The organism is Pseudoalteromonas sp. SG41-2, assembly GCF_014164535.1.
Classification (GTDB): domain Bacteria; phylum Pseudomonadota; class Gammaproteobacteria; order Enterobacterales; family Alteromonadaceae; genus Pseudoalteromonas; species Pseudoalteromonas rhizosphaerae.
In genome coordinates this window covers 1-20689 of sequence record NZ_JACJFK010000027.1, presented here as the reverse complement: position 1 = coordinate 20689, position 20689 = coordinate 1, and the positions used below count along the sequence as shown (strand labels likewise).

General features: G+C 41.5%; 18 protein-coding genes and 4 tRNA genes. 8 read left to right on the top strand and 14 right to left on the bottom strand.

Annotated elements, in window-relative coordinates; all coding sequences use genetic code 11:
• Positions 1-8: 8 nt before the first annotated feature.
• The 11 genes from H5186_RS18275 to H5186_RS18225 form a co-directional block, all read right to left on the bottom strand.
• Complete coding sequence (locus H5186_RS18275) at positions 9-707, bottom strand: electron transport complex subunit E (RefSeq protein WP_145240717.1); 699 nt, start codon at positions 705-707, stop codon at positions 9-11.
• Positions 704-1339, bottom strand: a complete 636-nt coding sequence (rsxG, locus tag H5186_RS18270; RefSeq protein WP_182794755.1) for an electron transport complex subunit RsxG — start codon at positions 1337-1339, stop codon at positions 704-706. The genes H5186_RS18275 and rsxG overlap by 4 nt, the downstream gene beginning before the upstream one ends.
• Positions 1336-2394: an electron transport complex subunit RsxD gene (gene rsxD, locus H5186_RS18265; RefSeq protein WP_182760209.1), complete on the bottom strand. Its 1059-nt coding sequence runs from the start codon at positions 2392-2394 to the stop codon at positions 1336-1338. Before rsxD ends, rsxG begins: the two co-directional genes overlap by 4 nt.
• Positions 2394-4934, bottom strand: a complete 2541-nt coding sequence (gene rsxC / locus H5186_RS18260) for an electron transport complex subunit RsxC (RefSeq protein WP_182768343.1) — start codon at positions 4932-4934, stop codon at positions 2394-2396. The genes rsxD and rsxC overlap by 1 nt, the downstream gene beginning before the upstream one ends.
• 9 nt (positions 4935-4943) lie before the next feature.
• Positions 4944-5498 carry an electron transport complex subunit RsxB gene (rsxB, locus tag H5186_RS18255; RefSeq protein WP_145240725.1) on the bottom strand — a complete coding sequence of 185 codons (555 nt, stop codon included), beginning with the start codon at positions 5496-5498 and terminating at the stop codon, positions 4944-4946.
• Between the two features lies 1 nt (position 5499).
• On the bottom strand, positions 5500-6081 hold the full coding sequence (gene rsxA / locus H5186_RS18250; RefSeq protein ID WP_145240727.1) for an electron transport complex subunit RsxA: 582 nt from the start codon (positions 6079-6081) through the stop codon (positions 5500-5502).
• Between the two features lie 249 nt (positions 6082-6330).
• On the bottom strand, positions 6331-8274 hold the full coding sequence (locus H5186_RS18245) for an EAL domain-containing protein (protein ID WP_182719347.1): 1944 nt from the start codon (positions 8272-8274) through the stop codon (positions 6331-6333).
• A gap of 150 nt (positions 8275-8424) precedes the next feature.
• Positions 8425-8501: transfer RNA gene (locus H5186_RS18240), tRNA-Asn, on the bottom strand.
• A 27-nt stretch (positions 8502-8528) separates the two neighbouring features.
• A tRNA-Asn gene (locus tag H5186_RS18235) sits at positions 8529-8605 on the bottom strand.
• Between the two features lie 23 nt (positions 8606-8628).
• Positions 8629-8705 (bottom strand) — tRNA-Asn (locus tag H5186_RS18230).
• A gap of 21 nt (positions 8706-8726) precedes the next feature.
• Positions 8727-8803, bottom strand: a tRNA-Asn gene (locus H5186_RS18225).
• 1079 nt (positions 8804-9882) lie between these two features.
• On the opposite strand from H5186_RS18225, the gene H5186_RS18220 reads away from it, so the two are divergent.
• From H5186_RS18220 to H5186_RS18200, 5 genes are all read left to right on the top strand, one after another.
• Positions 9883-11262, top strand: a complete 1380-nt coding sequence (locus H5186_RS18220) for an MATE family efflux transporter (protein WP_145240731.1) — start codon at positions 9883-9885, stop codon at positions 11260-11262.
• Positions 11259-13259: an excinuclease ABC subunit UvrB gene (gene uvrB / locus H5186_RS18215; RefSeq protein WP_145240732.1), complete on the top strand. Its 2001-nt coding sequence runs from the start codon at positions 11259-11261 to the stop codon at positions 13257-13259. The genes H5186_RS18220 and uvrB overlap by 4 nt, the downstream gene beginning before the upstream one ends.
• Positions 13252-14181, top strand: a complete 930-nt coding sequence (locus H5186_RS18210) for a class I SAM-dependent methyltransferase (protein WP_182740217.1) — start codon at positions 13252-13254, stop codon at positions 14179-14181. The genes uvrB and H5186_RS18210 overlap by 8 nt, the downstream gene beginning before the upstream one ends.
• Positions 14182-14187: 6 nt before the next feature.
• Positions 14188-14856, top strand: a complete 669-nt coding sequence (locus H5186_RS18205; RefSeq protein ID WP_145240737.1) for a tRNA (adenine(22)-N(1))-methyltransferase TrmK — start codon at positions 14188-14190, stop codon at positions 14854-14856.
• An 87-nt stretch (positions 14857-14943) separates the two neighbouring features.
• On the top strand, positions 14944-15963 hold the full coding sequence (locus H5186_RS18200; protein WP_182719350.1) for a hypothetical protein: 1020 nt from the start codon (positions 14944-14946) through the stop codon (positions 15961-15963).
• Between the two features lie 11 nt (positions 15964-15974).
• On the opposite strand, the gene H5186_RS18195 is transcribed toward H5186_RS18200, so the two are convergent.
• On the bottom strand, positions 15975-16217 hold the full coding sequence (locus H5186_RS18195; RefSeq protein WP_145240741.1) for a hypothetical protein: 243 nt from the start codon (positions 16215-16217) through the stop codon (positions 15975-15977).
• A 181-nt stretch (positions 16218-16398) separates the two neighbouring features.
• Between H5186_RS18195 and H5186_RS18190 the strand changes: the two genes are divergently transcribed.
• Positions 16399-16848, top strand: a complete 450-nt coding sequence (locus H5186_RS18190; protein ID WP_182784632.1) for an isoprenylcysteine carboxylmethyltransferase family protein — start codon at positions 16399-16401, stop codon at positions 16846-16848.
• 57 nt (positions 16849-16905) lie between these two features.
• Here the strand turns inward: H5186_RS18190 and queC are convergent, their stop codons facing one another.
• A complete protein-coding gene (queC, locus tag H5186_RS18185; RefSeq protein ID WP_257326361.1) occupies positions 16906-17586 on the bottom strand; it encodes a 7-cyano-7-deazaguanine synthase QueC in 681 nt (226 codons plus the stop codon).
• A gap of 127 nt (positions 17587-17713) precedes the next feature.
• Between queC and queE the strand changes: the two genes are divergently transcribed.
• Positions 17714-18379 carry a 7-carboxy-7-deazaguanine synthase QueE gene (gene queE / locus H5186_RS18180; RefSeq protein ID WP_145240771.1) on the top strand — a complete coding sequence of 222 codons (666 nt, stop codon included), beginning with the start codon at positions 17714-17716 and terminating at the stop codon, positions 18377-18379.
• Positions 18380-18546: 167 nt separating this feature from the next.
• Positions 18547-19290, top strand: coding sequence for a class I SAM-dependent methyltransferase (locus H5186_RS18175; RefSeq protein ID WP_145240747.1), 744 nt, complete (start codon positions 18547-18549; stop codon positions 19288-19290).
• A 280-nt stretch (positions 19291-19570) separates the two neighbouring features.
• Here H5186_RS18175 and H5186_RS18170 read toward each other — a convergent pair whose 3' ends face one another.
• The gene (locus H5186_RS18170) at positions 19571-20536 is read right to left on the bottom strand and encodes an integron integrase (protein ID WP_182794754.1); all 966 of its coding nucleotides are present in this window, start codon (positions 20534-20536) and stop codon (positions 19571-19573) included.
• Positions 20537-20689: the final 153 nt, after the last annotated feature.

Genomic DNA, 20689 nt, shown 5'->3' with positions numbered 1-20689 from the left:
GCTTCCCCTTAAGTTAAACTGGTGACCCTTGCTCGTGGGCCTTTTTCGGCCACTGGTGGTGCTACTTGTTTTGCTTTTATTTGCGCATCAATGACATTTTTAGCAGCAATCAGTAAGCCCAAACCTAAAAATGCACCGGGTGGTAAAATAGCGAGCAAAAATTGATTATCAAAACTAAATACTTCAATGCGTAAAACCGATGCCCATGGGCCCAGTAGTAAATCGGCGCCATCAAATAAGGTACCTTGGCCAATAAGCTCACGCATTGCGCCAAGCACAACCAGTACTACCATAAAGCCAGAGCCCATCATTAAACCGTCAAACGCTGATAAATGAATCGGATTCTTAGAGGCATACGCTTCAGCGCGGCCGATAATAGCGCAGTTAGTAACTATCAGTGGAATAAATATTCCTAGCGATTGATATAAGCCAAACGTATAGGCATTCATTAATAGCTGCACTATGGTTACAAAGCCTGCGATAAACATCACAAATACAGGAATGCGGATATCTTTTGGCACAAAATTACGCACCGCAGAAATTGTGACGTTCGAGCCAACTAATACCAGCAGAGTGGCTAAACCGAGGCCCATCGCATTGGTTATCGTTGATGTTACGGCCAGTAGTGGGCACAAACCGAGTAATTGCACGAGGGCAGGGTTGTTTTTCCACATTCCTTCGTTAAACAGTTCTTTTAATTGACTCATGGCTCACCTACTTGGCATGCGTTATCAGCACTAAATACCGCATCGAAATTGTTTTTTGAGAATAACACAGCGTGTTTTACTGAGCCAACCACGGCGCGTGGTGTAATGGTAGCGCCAGTGAATTGATCAAAGTCTCCGCCATCTTTTTTTACTGCCCAGCGAATATCGTCGTCATCAAGTACAGTTTTATCTTTAAATGAGGTGATCCAAAGAGATTTTTTCATTTCTACTTTATCACCAAGACCAGGCGTTTCTTCGTGTTTAGTAACACGTACTCCGGCAACGTCCCCGTTTGCAAATACGGCAGTTAATAAACTTATATCGCCGCTATAACCTTTTGGCGTCACGTGGCGCATTACTAAAGCAACAGGTTGGCCACCCTTGCGAGCACGATAAACGGTTTGTGGTTTATTACCAAGTAGTGGATCATCAATGATGGCACAATCTTGATAAAGAGTATTATCGTAAAAATTAGGGGCGAGTACATCTTGCAGCTGTAATGAAAGTTGTTTGCGCTCTTGCTCTGCAATACTGTCAGCCGTGAGGTTATGGATAATACCAACAGCGCCGGTAGTGAGCAGGGCAAACAGGGCTAAAATAGCGCCATTTTTTGTCATTGATGAAATAATCATTTATTCACCCCATGGCCATAAGTACGTGGTTGAGTGTAATAGTCTATCAGTGGCACGGCCATATTGAGTAGTAACACAGCAAACGCCATGGCATCTGGGTAACCGCCAAAAGTACGGATCAAATAAACTAATAAACCAATCAATGCGCCGTAAATTAACCGGCCGCGATTAGTGGTAGCTGCCGAAACCGGATCCGTGGCTATGAAAAAGGCCCCTAACATGGTTGCGCCACTAAATAAATGAAATACCATACCAGGCTCAGTACCAGGTGCTGCGATATAACCAATTGCGCTGCACACAGCAATTGATGCAAGTACACCAACTGGGATATGCCAATTTATAACTTTGGCTTTAATAAGGTATAAGCCACCGATTAAAAAGCCAAGATTTACCCAGCCCCAACCTTGTCCTAACCAACTATTAAAAATAGCGGCTTGCATGCTTTCAGATACGGTTAAACCATGAGCGATATCAGTCTTGATGGTATCCAAAGGTGTGGCCATTGTTACGCCATCAACCCCAACTCTAAGTTGATCAACACTAAAACCTGCACTGGTAAAGCCATTAAAAATAACGCTAAGCTGTTGAGTAAGACTAATTGGGTTTGCCAGTAAGTCACTAACTGGCATCCAAGTGGTCATTTGCACAGGGAACGAAATAAGCAATAACACGTATGCAGCCATGGCAGGGTTAAATAAATTGAAACCAAGGCCACCATAGAGCTGTTTAACAATGACGATGGCAAAAAAGCTACCGATCACAATAACCCACCATGGGGCGAGTGGCGGAATACTTAATGCTAATAAGACCGCAGTAAGCCATGCACTGCCATCTCCAAGCGCAGGCCATACAGGGCGCTTGCGAATAAGCATAATAATGGCTTCACTGATACTAACCGTGACTAACGCTAAAATTAGCTGGATCAATACACCCGTACCAAAAAAATACAGTTGTGCGATAAGTCCAGGAATACAGGCTAAGATCACTGTTTGCATCAACCTGCTAAGTGATTTATGACTGTGGCTATGCGGCGAACTGGCCATAGTTAGCTTCATTACTTATCACTTCCTTCTTGTTGTAATTTTTTAGCCTTTGCACGGGCAATCGCTGCGGCAACAGCGGCCTTTTTCTTATCTTGTGCGGTCTGTTCTGGTTTATCTTCAGCGATTTCAGCTTCGTTTATCGCTGTAGCCGAAGTTTCATTTTCAGCATCGTCGTTTTCTACGCTTGCTGCTTGTTCAGCTTTTGCAGCCTTTTTCGCTTTCGCGCGGGCAATGGCGGCAGCGACAGCGGCTTTTTTATCATCGGCAGGTAAGGCTGTAGCGACTTCACTTTCAGAATTGTCGTTTTCTACGCTTGCTGCTTGTGCAGCCTTTTTCGCTTTCGCGCGGGCAATGGCGGCAGCGACAGCGGCTTTTTTATCATCGGCAGGTGAGGCTGTAGTAATTTCACTTTCAGAGCTGTCGTTTTCTACGCTTGCTGCTTGTGCTGCCTTTTTCGCTTTTGCACGAGCAATAGCAGCAGCGACAGCGGCTTTTTTATCATCGGCAGGTGAGGTTGAAGTAACTTCACTTTCAGAACTGTCGTTTTCTACGCTTGCTGCTTGTGCTGCCTTTTTCGCTTTTGCACGGGCAATTGCAGCAGCGACAGCGGCTTTTTTATCATCGGCAGGTGAGGCTGTAGCGACTTCACTTTCAGAGTTGTCGTTTTCTACGCTTGCTGCTGGTTCAGCCTGTGCTGCCTTTTTTGCTTTAGCACGAGCAATTGCAGCGGCTACAGCGGCTTTTTTATCATCAGTAGGTGCAGCAGTCGTGTTATCGCTTTCATCTTCTGATGCCGCCGCTTTTTTCGCTTTAGCGCGGGCAATCGCAGCGGCCACGGCTGACTTTTTATCATCCGGATCAGCAGCTGTACTGCTTGCGGCTTTTTGCTCTTTGTATTTGCGAGCTTGCTCTTTGCGCGCTGCGCGCTCTAATGCTACGTCACTGTTATCTGGTTCAAGCGTTGCTTCTTGATTTTGTTTTTTAGCTTTGGCGCGAGCAATTGCAGCGGCCACAGCTGATTTGTCGTCATCTTTTGCTGGTTTGTTTTTAACGCGTGCTAGAGCATCGGCAATTTTTTGTTTTTCGTCAGCCGATTTTTCAGCAGCTGGTTTGCGTTTATGGCGATTTTGTCGTGCTTCTTGCTCCCGCTCTAGGCGTTGTTTTCGAAGTTCAAAGCGCTCTTTCGCACGTTCAGCTTTAACTTGCTCAGCTTGCTGTTCTTTTATTTCAACTTTAGCCACACGGTAATACTGCACCAGCGGAATTTCACTTGGGCACACATACGCGCAAGCACCGCATTCAATACAATCAAACAGGTTATGCTCTTTCAGTTTGTCGTATTCTTTTGATTTAGCAAACCATTGTAGTTGCTGAGGCAACAGTGAAGCAGGGCAGGCATCAGCACAAGCACTACAACGAATACAGGCTTTTTCAGGGCCGGGCTCTGCCAGCTCATCATGATCTGGGGCTAAAATACAGTTAGTGGTTTTTACCACGCCGATACGCACCGTTGGCAAAGTAAAGCCCATCATAGGGCCGCCCATTACAACGCGTTGCTGTGGCACTGGTGAAAAGCCTTGGCAATCAAGTAGATGTTTTATTTCAGTGCCTAATAAAGCCCATACATTACCCGGATTATGAATTGTATTACCTGTTACCGTAATAACACGTTCAATTAGTGGCTTACCTTCATAGACAGCTTGATGAACAGCAAATAAAGTGCCGACGTTTTGTACTAACACACCGATATCTGCTGGAATTCCCCCACTAGGGACTTCTTTATTGGTAAGTAGCTTAATTAATTGCTTTTCACCACCAGAAGGATAAACAGTAGGAACTGTTTGAATGATTATTTTGTCATTATACTCAGCCGCTGCCTGCATGGCTGCGATGGCCTCTGGTTTGTTATCTTCTATACCAACGATAGTAAGTGTTGGTGTAAGCAATTGCTGCATGATCTCTATGCCAGCAATAATGCCTGCAGCATGCTCACGCATTAGTACATCATCAGCAGTAATATAGGGCTCACATTCCACTGCATTAACAATAAAATACTCAATTGCTTTGCGACTATCTGCTTTAATATAAGTTGGGAATCCTGCACCGCCCATACCGGCAATACCACGGTCATGAATAATATCGATAAGTTGCTCGTGAGAAAGCTGGCTTGGTGTTGTCACCGGTGCTAACGCACACCAGCTATCTTGGCCATCGGGCTCAATAATTACACACAATTCAGGCAATGCCGATGGATGCGCAGACGGCATTTGGCAAATATCAGTAATAGTACCAGAAGTCGGGGCGTGTATTGGCACCGACCAATTCGCAACAGGCTTTGTAAGTGCTTGCCCTTTAAGTACCTGTTGGCCTTTTTCGACGATCAGTTGACCGTTAGCACCAATATGTTGTTTTAATGGCACAACGAGTTTGTCAGGCAAAGGTAAACGGGCGATTGCTTGACTGTTGGAAATTGTTTTTTGTCCCGGTGGATGAATGCCACCTGGAAACGGCCACACTTTACCTTGTTTTATCTGTGCGATTAGCTTTTCCATAGGGAGCCCTTAATCAATCTGTGTTACTGGAATTGCATCTAGTTGCCATTTCCACGTTTGCTTAGTGGTTTCTACAGGCAGCATATCAATACAGTCAACAGGACAAGGTTCAACACATAAGTCACAACCCGTACATTCATCAATTAAAACAGTATGCATTTGGCGCGTGGCACCAACAATGGCATCGACAGGACAAGCTTGAATACATTTGGTACAACCAATACATTCATCTTCACGTATATAGGCAACGGTTTTTATCGGTTCAGCTTGTTCGCCACCGGCAAGGGGTTTAGCTTCAACACCCATTAAGTCAGCTAATTTTTTTACTGTCGCATCGCCACCTGGTGGGCATTTATTAATTTCATCGCCATTGGCGATGGCTTCTGCATAAGGGCGACAACCCGGATAGCCACACTGGCCGCACTGTGTTTGCGGTAATATAGTATCGATCTGTTCAACAATCGGATTACTTTGCACTCGATAGCGCACAGCAGCAAATCCTAAGATCAAACCAAAAATGAGTGCTAGGGTTCCCAGCGCAATCAAGGCATAAAACAAGGTCATGTTAAAACTTCACTAATCCTGTAAAGCCCATAAAGGCCATCGACATTAAGCCTGCGGTGATCATCGCAATCGATGCGCCTTTAAAGGGGGTAGGTACGTCAGCAGCGGTTAAGCGTTCACGAAGAGCTGCAAATAATACCAGTACCATAGAAAAACCAACAGCAGCGCCAAAGCCATATACTGCAGATTGTAAAAACGTATGATCCTCTTTGACATTTAGTAACGCAACACCTAAGACCGCACAGTTTGTGGTGATCAAAGGTAAAAATATACCGAGTAAGCGATACAGCGTAGGGCTGGTTTTTCTGACTACCATTTCGGTAAACTGAACCACCACAGCAATCACTAAAATAAAGCTTAGAGTACGTAAATACGTGATATCAAGTGGGATCAAAATATATTGATTAACTAGATAGCTTGTTACAGAGGCAAGTGTTAACACAAAAGTGGTCGCAAGTGACATGCCTATAGCTGTATCCAGTTTGCCAGATACACCCATAAACGGGCATAGACCTAAAAATTGTACTAACACAAAGTTATTAACCAGTACTGTGCCGATCAACAGCAATACATATTCTGTCATGTTCGCCTCAAGCTATAATAAACGCCGACATTATCCTTTTTTATTGGCTGTTTAACAACACGTAGAAGGTAAATAAACGGCTCATTTAATAATGATAGTGAATTGCATTTAGAATTTTATAGCATGATAAATAAAGATTAACTGTTCATTAACCTAGTTACTGACATTTGGAATGATAAAGCAGATCAGGGGAGGGGGAAATAAACTACTAGAAAACTAAAAAGGTGCTCAAAGCACCTTTTAGATTGATTAAATATCTTTTGGCTTTTCGATGTAATAACCTTGCACACCATCAAGACATAAAGTTTCAATAATGTGTTTTTCTTCTTGGCTTTCAACACCCTCAGCAAAAACGCTAACACCAATTCGATGCGCGAGGTCGACCATTAAACGCATAAAGTATTGGTTGTTTTTATCTTCTTCAAGGCCGCGAGTATAGCTTGCATCCATTTTGATAAAGTCAGGTTTTAAATCGCGGAAAAACTTAAACGAGGTTAAACCAACACCAAATCGTTCTACCGTGATCCGAGCACCAACACGGTGGATCATATCTATAAAGCGTTTACTGGCTTTAATATTTTGCTGTAAGCCAAATTCACTCACTTCGAATACCAGTTTTGAGGCAATATTTGTGTCTTTTAATAAACGTCGCTCTAGCCAAATTACGAACTGATCATTGTGTGCGCTTGAGGCGGTAACATTCAAACCAAAGAATTTTTCAGAGAAATTACGGCTCTTAATTTTTTCCAGTGATGAATTAATGATTAACTGATCAATTTCCATCGCCATATCAAGCTTTTCAGCCATAGCTAAAAATGAAGCGGTAGGCAATACTTGGTTTTCTGTTGTTTTAAAGCGCACTTGAATTTCAGCGTAGGCCTTCATGCTTTTACCAATTGGCATAATGTTTTGCATTACCAAATGTACACGCTCAGCTTCAATGACTTCATTAATCACTTTACGCCAGTTTTGATTGCCAAATCCTGCACTTACATTATTAACTAAATCAGTTTCGCGTTGTATATGCCAGGCGTTAGCTTGTTTTGATTGGGCCATGCTCATAGCATTGTCTACTATCGAAAGTAGCTCACCTAAGGGTTTGCCTTTTTCATAAGCGACGATCCCAGTATTTGCTACTGAGCTTAATTCTTGGTTTTGCTGATATTGAGTAAATCGAGATTGTAAGTTATCACCAAAACGTTCAGATTCCTTTAGAGGAGTGTTAGGCAGCACAATCGCGAAATCTGAGCTATTCAAACGAAAAACTTTACTGCCTGTATATGTGCCGCTGATATGTTTAATAATATCAGCCACAGCTTTGACATACTCGTCACCTTTTTGGTAACCACGAGTTTGGTTGATTGCTTGTAATTCACTACAACGAACCATTGCCAAAGAGCCAAAGGTGCTTTTTTCACTGCTTTCAATGTACTTCTCATAATATTCAACAAACATATTACGGTTGCCAAGTTCAGTAACTACATCTTTATAAGCTTCTTGCTTGATAGAATGTGCGGCATTTTGAATATCATCATGCTTACTTTGTAAAAAGTGCGACAGGCGATTAAAGCTCGGCACTAGGTCAACGCCCAGTTGTTTTATTTTGCTGCTATTAATCGCTGTTTCAAGACCGGTGTTGACTTGATTTTGATTGATATAAACATCAATTATCTCAGCCACTGTCATGCTTATATTTCTATTTAGCTTACTAAACATGGTTTTCATGAACACAATGGGAATAATTGCCATTAAACCTGACACTAAAATAACAATAAACATCGCTTGTTGGAGTATCAACCCAAGGTTATTGGCATTAATAGTAAATTCAACTTTGATATCAGACGCTTGATTAACAGCAAATTGAGGACGGATAGAGTTAAAGCTGGTGTTAACTAATTGCGCAATGGCTGGTAATGAAGTAGGGGATGTAATATTTATAAGTTCTTTACCTTGCTGATCACGCAAAATAAATGAAGAAAAAGTATTACCGTCAGCAAGCACTTGCTGAAGTTTATCTGGTGCTATTTCAGCAATAGAATGTTTACTAATATAGTTGTTTACCACTGATTGCGTTTTATGTTGTGCATCGCTTACTGCGTTGTCAAACGCTGACGCAACAAAATAGCCACCAATACTTGCAAACAACATCCAAGATATTAATTGAATAAATATGAGTTTTTTGAAACCAGCCATGTCTTATTCTTTTTAGTAGATCAAAGGGAAGGAATCAGATCCTTGATTAATCAAATTATTTTACACTTATTAAATGTGTATTAAAAAGAAATATTTTGATTGTAGTAGAGTAGTGGAATTGTTTAGGAAAGTCTAATTGATTCTTTAAGTTGGCTCCCCCTCCCCGACTCGAACGGGGGACCTGCGGATTAACAGTCCGTCGCTCTAACCAACTGAGCTAAGGGGGAACTACGATACTTAAATTTTATATGATTTGGCTCCCCCTCCCCGACTCGAACGGGGGACCTGCGGATTAACAGTCCGTCGCTCTAACCAACTGAGCTAAGGGGGAACAATAATCATATTACATAAACTTGGCTCCCCCTCCCCGACTCGAACGGGGGACCTGCGGATTAACAGTCCGTCGCTCTAACCAACTGAGCTAAGGGGGAATCGTTTATGGCTGAAAAGACTGGCTCCCCCTCCCCGACTCGAACGGGGGACCTGCGGATTAACAGTCCGTCGCTCTAACCAACTGAGCTAAGGGGGAAGCGTATGTGCCTTTCAACGGGGCGAAATATTAATGACCGCGCTGCAAAGTGTCAACACATAAAACCGGATAAACAAAAAAAAGCAGTCTGTTCGATGTTTTTATGTTCGATCTGGCTGTTTTGTGGCTTTTTTTCTCTTCATTTAAGCCGTGTAAATCGAGACGCGTGATAAAATCTCGGTTTTCAACGACTAAAAAACAAACAAGTTAACCGCCAGACAAATTATAAAAGTGATCATTTATCTAGTTTTGTACGAATAAATTTATGAAATGTACTTTTTTAACGTTAGCTAATAAAAGCGCAAATTCGCAATAATTAAATTTACTTATGCATTTAATTAGTCGTTAACGAAAAATGCCGAGAAAAAAATGACATACAGATCTGAACCCTTAGTTTAGCGACTTAATACCCATGAGAATAGCAAGGAAATATATATATATTGTTTTATTTCATTTAGTTATATTTATTTTTTCATATTGAATGGGCGTTTAAATAAATGTGACAGGTCATTGGTACAGGGGTTAAGTATGTTTTATGAGCTATTTAACTCAAATTGTCTAAAGTTAGTATTTGCCAACATTGCCGTTAGCGTGTTTAAGCCGTCCCTTTGCACGCCTTTATTAACGTGGCTTTGCAAGAGTTATCCACGGTTTCTGTGGATAACTCTGTTTATGAAACTTTAAGAACGTTGGCAGAGCCATATTTTTAGGGCACTGTGAGGATATCAAGCATTTAAAACATTTTTTTTATCTCATTTTAAAACAATGACTTGAAAAAATAAGCTGAAAAGAGCTTCGTTGATGAGTAAATTTATTCGTAACGATTCGATTAGCGCAATTTTTGTGTAAAAATGCAGCACCAGTCGCGATGTTTTTGTGATAAAGGTTATAAAAATGTATTTTTATTGTTTTTAGTAGAGGTTCGAAGTGAAATCGTCGCTAAACACGTAAAAAGAACACTTTTCTATGGTTTTTTAGGCGTTTTTGTAATCAATTTATAATCACTTGATAAATGCGTGGCTTGAAAAGCCCTGATGCTTTAAAATACCACGCTTAATAAAAGAGGTTTATTTATTCCCATGCGCGCAACTTTGCAGAGCAACTCAGCTCCCGATTTATTAAACGATCCAATAGTACCGACCTTGAAGAAAATGACTGTGCCGATGATTTTCGGCATGATCACGTTAATGATGTTCAATATTGTCGATACATTTTTTATTAGCTTATTGGGAACTGAGCCATTAGCTGCTGTCAGTTTTACTTTTCCGGTAACCTTTACCGTGATCAGCCTAGCTATTGGTTTGGGTATCGGTACGTCAGCGGTTATTGCCAAGGCATTGGGTAGTAATAATATTGAAGAAGCACGCTTTGATGCCAGCATCGCATTATTAATTGCAGTGGTGATGGTGGTATGTTTATCGCTATTTGGTTATCTGTTTATTTCCCCGATATTTAAATTGCTGGGAGCAGGGGAGCAAGTGTTGCCGCTGATCCATGAGTATATGAGTGTGTGGTTTTTAGGCAGTGTATTTCTAATTACCCCTATGGTTGGTAACTCAGTGTTACGTGCCAGCGGTGACACCAAAACACCTAGCATAGTGATGGGTGGAGCGGGGCTTATCAATGCCGTACTCGACCCAGTATTGATTTTTGGCTTTGGGCCAATTCCTGCATTTGGCATTAAAGGCGCTGCGATTGCCAGCGTCATCGCATGGTCGGTAGCCGTTGTCATTATTTTATATTTGCTAGCAGTAAAAAAAGGCTTGCTGAGCCTAAATGCAAATAACCAAACCCCATTAAGCTCTATTCGAAAAATTCTTAAAATTGGTTTGCCAGCAGCAGGTGCAAATATGTTAACACCAGTTGCAATGGCGGTGATGATTGCCATGGTTGCTCATCATGGACCTGAGGCTGTTGCTGCTTTTGGCGTAGGCAGTCGTATTGAATCAATTGCCAGTTTGGTGGTGTTAGCTTTATCGATGACGTTACCGCCGTTTATTAGTCAAAACTTTGGTGCTGGTAAACTTAACCGTGTTAAAGAGGCGTACACCACAACATTAAAATTTGTGATGATTTGGCAGTTTATTATTTATTTACTGCTCATTGCATTTTCAGGAGTGATCAGTGAGTTGTTTGGTAAAGAGCAGATGGTTATCGATGTGATCAAATTATTTATTTTTACCTTGCCGTTAAGTTACGGTTTGCAAGGGATAATTATTTTGTCTAATTCATCGTTCAATGCCTTACACAAACCAATGAATGCATTAATTCTAAGTGTGATCCGATTATTTATTTTTTATATTCCATTTGCTTATGTCGGTAATTTATATGCCGGTTTACCAGGCTTGCTGATCGGCGCAGCGCTGGGTAATTTATTTACTGCAATAATAGCTTATAAATGGTTTATCAAAGAGCTGAATATGATCAGTAACCAAGCTGTACAGGAGTGCCAAGCATGAGCGACCATTTTCAACTGGTATCTAAATTTAAACCTGCGGGGGATCAACCCACCGCGATTGCGCAGTTATGTGAAGGGTTAGAAGCCGGACTTGCTCATCAAACATTATTAGGGGCAACAGGTACTGGTAAAACATTTACCATGGCTAATATTATCAATGATTTGAATCGCCCAACGATCATTATGGCGCATAATAAAACCTTAGCAGCGCAGTTATATGGCGAAATGAAAGAGTTTTTTCCGCACAACGCGGTTGAATATTTTGTTTCGTATTATGATTACTATCAGCCAGAAGCGTATGTTGTTGCAAGCGATACCTTTATTGAAAAAGATGCCTCGATAAACGAACACATAGAGCAGATGCGCCTAAGTGCTACCAAAGCGCTATTAGAGCGTAGGGATACAATTATAGTGGCATCAGTATCAGCCATATATGGTTTGGGCGATCCAAAATCATACATGAAGATGATGCTGTTGTTAAAAGTGGGCGAAAAAGTTGATCAACGCGATATGCTGCGCCGACTAGCTGAAATTCAATATACGCGAAATGATATTGATTTTAGCCGCGGTACGTATCGGGTTCGCGGTGAAGTTGTGGATATATTCCCTGCTGAGTCAGACACTTTTGCAGTGCGTGTAGAAATGTTTGATGACGAAATAGAACGGCTAAGTATTTTTGACCCGCTTACCGGCGCGGTTGAAAAACACATAGTCCGCGCAACTATCTATCCTAAAACGCACTATGTGACACCCAGAGATAAAATTCTTGATGCGGTTGAGCATATTAAAGCTGAATTAAAAGACCGTCGTGCGCAGTTACTCAGTGCTAATAAACTGGTCGAAGAGCAACGCGTGGCACAACGTACACAATACGATATTGAAATGATGACCGAGCTTGGTTATTGCTCTGGCATCGAAAACTACAGCCGATATTTATCTGGCCGCACGCCGGGCGATCCACCGCCAACCTTGCTTGATTATCTTCCTGAAGATGCGTTAATGATTATTGACGAATCTCACGTTACGGTATCGCAAATCGGCGCTATGTATAAAGGCGATCGTAGCCGTAAAGAAAATCTCGTGGAATACGGTTTTCGTATGCCGTCGGCGATGGATAACCGGCCACTACGCTTTGAAGAATTTGAAGCCATAGCACCGCAAACAATTTATGTATCAGCAACCCCGGGTGATTTTGAACTTGAACGTTGTGGAGATGATATTGCCGAGCAGGTTATTCGCCCCACAGGATTACTCGATCCACAAATTGAAGTACGCCCAGTGGCAACTCAAGTTGATGACTTATTGTCAGAGATATATAAACGCGTAGCAATTGATGAACGTGTGCTAGTGACCACACTTACTAAGCGCATGGCTGAAGATTTAACGGATTACTTATCTGAACATGATGTAAAAGTGCGTTACTTGCATTCGGATATCGATACCGTTGAACGGGTCGAAATTATTCGTGATTTTCGCGCTGGGGTGTTTGATGTGTTAGTGGGTATTAACTTACTGCGTGAAGGTTTAGATATGCCAGAAGTATCGCTAGTTGCGATACTTGATGCTGATAAAGAGGGCTTTTTACGTTCGGCTCGCGCATTAATTCAAACCATTGGTCGTGCGGCTCGTCACTTAAATGGTCGGGCAATTTTATACGGTGATCGAGTCACTAAATCAATGGCCAAAGCTATTGATGAAACTCAGCGTCGCCGCGATATTCAACACGCTTACAATATTAAGCATGGCCTTGAACCACAAGCCTTATTGAAGAAAATTACTGACATTATGGATGTTGGTGAGCGAGCCGGGCCACAAGATAATTTACAGCTGATCCGAAAACAAAGTAAGCAAGTGCTCAGTGCAAAAGAGATCGCAGTGCAAATTAAGCAACTCGAAACCAAAATGCATGCATACGCAAGTGATTTAGAATTTGAAAAAGCCGCATCCGTTCGTGATGAAATCCATGAATTACAACAACAGTTAATTAAAAATGCATAATTTTACGCCCCTTATTACAGCACTTGAAAGTGCGCCCTTAGCAGACAATGAACTTTGTCGTGTGTTTCATGGCCGCGGTCACACTACCGAGCATTTGAGTCATCTAAATATCGACTTTTACCCGCCGTGTTTATTTTTAGTGTCGTACGACGAAGTTGACTCACAAACGCTAACGCAATTAAGTGAGCAGCTTTGGCAATGGGCACAACAACACGCTAAAGAATTAATCACCTCGTTGGTATTTCAACAACGCGCCGGACAACAAACTGAAAATAAACTGTTATTTGGTCAACTACCGAGCCCGCATAGTGTTAAAGAAGGTGAGTGTAAGTTTTTTGTGGATTTAATGAGCCGTCAAAATACCGGTATATTCCCGGATATGCGCCGTGGACGGGAGTTTGTTCAAGCCCATAGTAAACACGCTAAGGTATTGAATTTATTTTCATATACATGTGGTTTTTCGGTTGCGGCAATGCGTGGCGGTGCCGATAGTGTGATCAATATGGATATGAACAAAGGTGTACTGCGCACCGGTAAGCAAAATCATCAACTTAATAGCTTTGACCGCGGTGTGAGCTTTTTACCGCACGATATATTAAAGTCGTTTGGTAAACTTAAAAAGGCTGGCCCTTTTGATTTAATTATTGTTGATCCGCCAAGCTTTCAAAAAGGCAGTTTCATTTTAACTAAAGATTATCAAAAAGTGCTGCGCCGCTTACCTGAACTGCTCAATGACCATACTCAATTGCTGTTATGTGCTAACAGTCCAGAGCTAAGTGAAGCGTCATTTAAAGCGCTGATAGACGAACACACTCAAGGTGCGATTGAATTTGTAGAGCGCCTAGCGCCGACCCATGGTTTTGTTGATGTTGATAGCGACCGTAGCTTAAAAGCATTGATCTATAAAACGGCTCAAGTTTAGCTTTAAATGAAACTAAGTAGCCGCCTCAGTGCAATCGATTCGTTGATCTGCGCGCCGTATGATGTAATTTGGGACTGTTGTTGTGACCACGGTTTGCTTGGTATGGCGCTTTTAAAGCGGGCAGCCGCCAAGCAAATAAACTTTGTTGATATAGTGCCTACGTTAATGGACGAGCTTGAACACACGCTTACGCGTTTTAGTGATCAGCAAGCAGCTTGCCAATGGCAAGTATTATGTCAGGATGTAGCTACAATTGAGCTGCAGCCATCAGCCAAACAGCTGATCATTATCGCCGGAGTCGGTGGAGAATTACTGCTGAGGCTAGTACAAAAAATGGTTGCTAATTGCCCTGAAAAGCTTCGTGAACAACTCAGTTTTATTGTTTGTCCGGTGCATCATACCTATACCTTACGACAAGGTTTACAGGCGTTAGGTTTAGGACTTATCAAAGAGCAACTGGTGCAAGAAAACAACCGTTTTTACGAAGTGATACAGCTAAGTTTTACCAGTAACACTGCATTGAGTGTTACTGGTAGTCAGATGTGGGACAATGCTGAGCAAATGCACGAATTGTATCTGCAACAATTAGTTGCGCACTATACTCGGATGTTGAACAAAGACCGTACATATTTTCAACATGTGCTCGATGATTATCAAAAAATATCGCTAAATTAAACGCAGCACTGTGATCTATCGACTAGCGTTACAGCGTAAATAACTCATCTTCAGCGCTTTGTGTTAGCGAGTTTACTTGGTTTAGTTATGTCAGATAAAAATAACCACTTTACATCAGTCAAATATACTCATAATGAGCTGCTATATAATTGTGAGCAGCCAATTGCTTATGCACCCATCGTGCAATTGAGTAACGCGAGCTGGGTAGTGCCGCAACATTTTTTACGTTATCAACATACCCTCGAAAGCGTGAACGAAACCCTTGATAAAATTGAGTTTTCAACTCACTTTCGGGTGCTCGCCGCAAAACAGAATGAGCAAATTTATTTACAAGTGGCCATTCTTAGTCCAGATAATTATCGCAGCACCAAGGCAAAAAAGTTATTATTTGGCCGGCGCTGGTTTGTGGAAGAAAACTTACCTACCTCGGAATTGATCCAAACCGCTTTTTTAGCGTTAAAAATAGCCCGTGAACACGAAGTAAGAGAACTATTTCAACTCAATAGTGAGCAGGGCAGCAGCACGCCGTTTAATAACCATCATGATTTACCTTTATTAGCACAAAACCCGCAATTAACCATGGCTGCTGATCATCAACCGCAAAGTGTCATAAAGTTACTTGCTAGATGTTTATTTGCTGGAGCCGCACTGACTTTAATTGCACAACAAAAAATTGCCGATGAGCACATACTTTACACTCTGCGACTCAATTGTACTGACTGTCAGTTAAGCGAATTTAACGCAAAAACAGTGATTTTTTTAGCCGCAGATACATCTGCAAATGCTTTTTTGCATGGCTTGATGACCGCGTTGGTAGCGATCAGTAATGATTATGTAAATGAGCAATTTAAATATGCAGGTTTTGCGCGCTTTAGTAAAAACGTTAATGTAGAGCAAATCGGGGCATTGAGTATTGTTTTGCGTTCGCAGCATGCGTTGCAATTATGCGAACTTGGCAAACAACATGCCGATCAATTAAATTTTGAAATTGACAGCTCTCGTGCTCCACAAGGATGCGGGCAAGTGATCTGTGGGTTTTTAGCCGCTCATGGAATTGAGCAGCCAGAAAACGCGCATTTATATCCAGATTACTTGCAAGCGCTTTAAACGCGGCAAATTTACAGTTTATTGATTTCTTGTTTTACGCTGTAACTAGGATCAGTCACGATAGCTTCTAATGTTTGTACACGCTCTTTTAACGCAAGCATTTCAGCAGTAACAGCAGCAATTTGATTATTCGACTCTTTGTTATCGGTGAGTGTACGGTGTTTAAACTCTAAATGTTTTTTATACATATCGTACATTACCCCAAACCCAACAGAGATAAATACGATCATGACTACCATAGTAGTTCCTGACATGCTGTATTCCTTATTATTTTATATAGTGTGTAAAGTATAACCAGAATGCGCAAATGATGAAGCTGACAATTGTAACTTTATTTGTATCAACATGACCCTCTGCGGTATATTCATCAGTGATACAGTGTGATGAGTGTTTAATTGCAGCATTAACTAATTTTAACAACGACAGTGAGTTACTATGCTAAATAATAAAATTCCTCCGATTATTATAGTGCTTTTTTTTACTGTGCTGATGGCGGTAATTGCCCACTACAGTGTGATTGACTTCACCACATTTATTTTTTATGTTGCGGTTATTTTACTCACCACAGGCTGTATTTTTTGTATTGCTGGGGTGGTTAGTTTTCGCTTAGCAAAAACCACTGTAAACCCAAGTAAACCAGATCAAGCGTCAGCACTGGTTACCACGGGTGTGTACAAAATTTCACGTAATCCAATGTATGTTGGTTTTGCTTTTATACTGGCAGGTTGGGGAGTGTGGTTAACATCACTGTGGGCGTTATTGTGTGTGCTGGGCTTTATTTGTTACTTAACTTGGTTTCAAATTATTCCAGAGGAGCGGGCTCTATTAAAAATATTTGGTCAAGGGTACAGCGATTACAAGTCTCGGGTAAAACGTTGGCTGTAAACTTATCTCAGTTAATAATAAAAAGGCTATCGCGATGATAGCCTTTTTTAATGTGGGTTATTCGTACTCGATTGGATCGGTAATGTTATTAAGGCTAAATGCCTCTAAGCGCTCTTGGCAGGCACCACATTTACCACAGGCTTTTTCACGGCCATTATAGCAAGTCCACGTTTGGCTGTAGTCCAAGCCCATTTTTAAACCATCAGTAAGAATGTCAATTTTGGTGTCATTTAAATACGGGCTGAAAATTTCCACGGCGTCGTAGTTAGCAATACGACATAAATCATCCATCTTTTGCACAAATTCAGGACGGCAATCAGGGTAAATAGCATGATCCCCAGAGTGAGCACCGTAATACACTTGGCTTGCTTTGAGTGATACAGCGTAACCCACAGCCAGTGACAGCAAAATCATGTTGCGATTAGGCACTATGGTGCTTTTCATGTTTTCGGCTTCGTAGTGGCCTTCTGGGACATCAATATCATCAGTTAACGATGAGCCACCAATTAACTGATTGATCGCAGAAATATCAACTATCTTATGCGGTACGCCAAGCTTTTCACACACACTGGCTGCAACTTTAAGCTCTTTTACATGACGCTGACCATAGTCAAATGACAGGGCATATACCTCGCGGCCTTGCTGCAGGGCTTTATTTAATACGGTAAATGAATCCATACCGCCGGAGTAAATCACAACTACTTTTTGCGTCATAACTGTTTTGCTCTTAGTTTTAATAGAGGTTTATATCAGGGCGCGATATACTACACGGCTGGGGCATAAATAACAATTTCCGACCGTGTTTTTTGATTTTTTAAACTATGTTTATGCTCGTAATTAATGCCAAGTAGTGAGTGAGACTCTTTTGTACAAAATTAATGAAATATTTGAAACCATTCAAGGCGAAGCGAGCTTTACCGGCACGCCTTCAATATTTTTACGTTTACAAGGCTGCCCCGTAGGTTGCGCTTGGTGTGACACTAAGCAAACGTGGGAAGTTGATAATGTGTATAAAGTATCACTGGACGACACGGTTGAGAAAAAGGCTGATTCAGATCACTGGGCGGACGCATCAGCTGAGCAAATATTTAACTTGTTTGTCGATCGTGCTTATCGTGCCAAGCATGTAGTGATCACCGGCGGTGAGCCATGCATGTACGACTTAAACCCGGTGTGCGAATTACTTCATGCTAACGGCTACAGCACACAAATAGAAACCAGCGGCACTTTTGAGATTTTAGCCCCAGCACAAACGTGGGTGACGGTATCACCGAAAATTAATATGCGTGGCGGCTACGACGTACTTACTTCAGCCATGCAACGCGCCGATGAAATAAAACACCCAATCGCGATGCAAAAACACGTTGTAGAGCTTGAAGAGTTATTTGCAAAAACAGGCGTTACCCCCAAGCTTGTTTACCTGCAACCAATTAGCCAAAAAGTCTCTGCAACTAAGTTGGCAATTGAAACCTGTATTGAAAAAAACTGGCGCTTATCAGTGCAAGTACATAAGTATTTAGGGATAAACTAAAGTAAAGCTCAGTGGTAAGCTTTAAGTAATTTGCCATTTAAATTGAACGTTGGGTTGAGTAAAAAAAAACCCAACAAACCTCTTACTTTCATATCTGCTTCGTTAATGGTGATAATTAGTTTATTATGCGCGACTTAAAATACTCTACTCCAAACCACTAGGCTGATATGTCCGCGAACGCTCTATACACAGACCTTTCTGATTACTATGACTTAATGTGCGCAGATATAGATTATCAAGCCCAAAGCTATTTTATTCACAGGCTACAGCAAATCTTTGGTAATAAGGGAAATACGCATCTTGATTTAGCATGCGGCACGGGCCCACATGTTCGTCATTTTATTGATTACGGTTATCAAAGTAGTGGGCTTGATATAAATCAACCCATGCTAGATAGAGCAACTATTCGTTGCCCAGAAGCGCAATTTTCATTGCAGAATATGAGTGAGTTTGTGATCCCTGAGCAAGTGGATTTAATTACCTGCTTCTTGTATTCAATCCACTACTGCGACGGCATTAATAAATTAACAGACTGTATTACAAGCGTACACCATGCACTAAAAGCCGGTGGTATATTTTGCTTTAACGTTGTTGATAAAAATCACATCGATAACGATTCATTTGTAGAGCATACTGCTGAAAACGCGGGCAGCCTATTCACATTCCGCTCTGGTTGGAATTACAGTGGCAGTGGCGAAAAACAGTCATTAAAGCTCAGTATAAATAAAGCAACAGCAGACGAAACATTTGTATGGCACGACGAGCACCCAATGGTCGCTGTTAGTTTTGCCCAGTTAAAAGAAGCCCTAAAACCTTATTTTGAAATACATGTGTTTGAACATGACTACGAAAAAATAACCCCATGGGGTGAAAGCTCTGGCAATGCCGTTTTTGTGTGCGTAAAAATTTAAATTAGAAAGTTAAGACAATGATTCACAAAAAGATTAAGGGTTAAGAGACGCCGCGTTTTAGAAAAATTCATATAAAGCAAGGAGCTTACAAATAAGCATTGTCCTGTTGAGTGACTCGCTCGTGAGACTGATCAGGCAGCTGATATATATCCCTAGCTAAACCATCAGGGAGTGCTCTGCGGTCTATTTTTTTACCCTTCTAACAGCAGCAATTCCACATAAGATTATTATCGGGTTTTTTGTATTCCCCAAACGCGATATTCCAATAGATAATAAGAACCTAAAGTAGCTGCGACAACGGGCTTTTTACGCCACTGGCACCACTTTTAAGTACATGCGTATAAATTTGCGTGGTGCGAACATCGCTATGGCCGAGTTGTTCTTGCACGGTGCGTATATCTGCACCGGATTCAAGTAAGTGGGTAGCGAACGAGTGCCGTAGTGTATGGCAGGTAACATTTTTTTGAATTTTTGCCAGCTTTGCTGCCTGCTTAATTGCTTTACGAACCGTTGTTTCATCAATATGGTGGCGTCGCAGCTTTTTACTTTCTGGGTCCATGCTTAACTGGGCAGAAGGAAACAAATATTGCCAGCTCATTTCATAAGGAGCCGCTGGGTATTTTCTAGCTAGTGCATTCGCAAGCCAGACACCGGCATAGTCTGTTGCTTGTTTGTCTCGTTGCCAGTAGTCATTTACCAAGTGACTTTGGCTGCGCAACAACGGCAGTAGTTCGGGTGCTAATGTTACTCTGCGGTTTTTATTGCCTTTGCCCTGCCAAATCATTAATGAGACATAGTCATAATCGACATCTTTTACCCGTAGCCTTACAGCTTCCATTAAACGTAGACCACTACCGTAAAGTAACTGAGCGATAAGTTTATACTTTGGATCCATTGCCAATAATAAACGCTGCATTTCTTCACGGGTCAGTACTACAGGTAATTTAGGTGGCACGAGTGATTTATTAAAATTCATCTCAAGTGATAACGGCCGCTGAATAATATGACGGTATAAAAATACTAAAGCATTTAAAGCCGTTGCCTGAGTTTTCATTGCAACATTACGCTGATTACTTAAATAAGATAAGAATTGCTCAACCTCCGACTCTGCCAATTGCGCTGGATGTTTTTTAGCATGGTATAAAATATAAAATTTTATCCAATATTGATAAGTGTCTATAGTGCGCTTGGCATAACGACGCGTTGTCATAAAGTCACGGATGGATTCTAAAAATACAGAAGCCATGATCTGCTCCAGTCGTTGCTGTATATATAAGGCTGTGTTGTAGTTGAGTGTGGGTATAAAAAATTCATATCATAATGCTTCTTTTATCCATGTTTGATCTGAATACTCAGTGTTATCTTCCATAAACCTAAACCAGCTTAAATAATTCTCAAT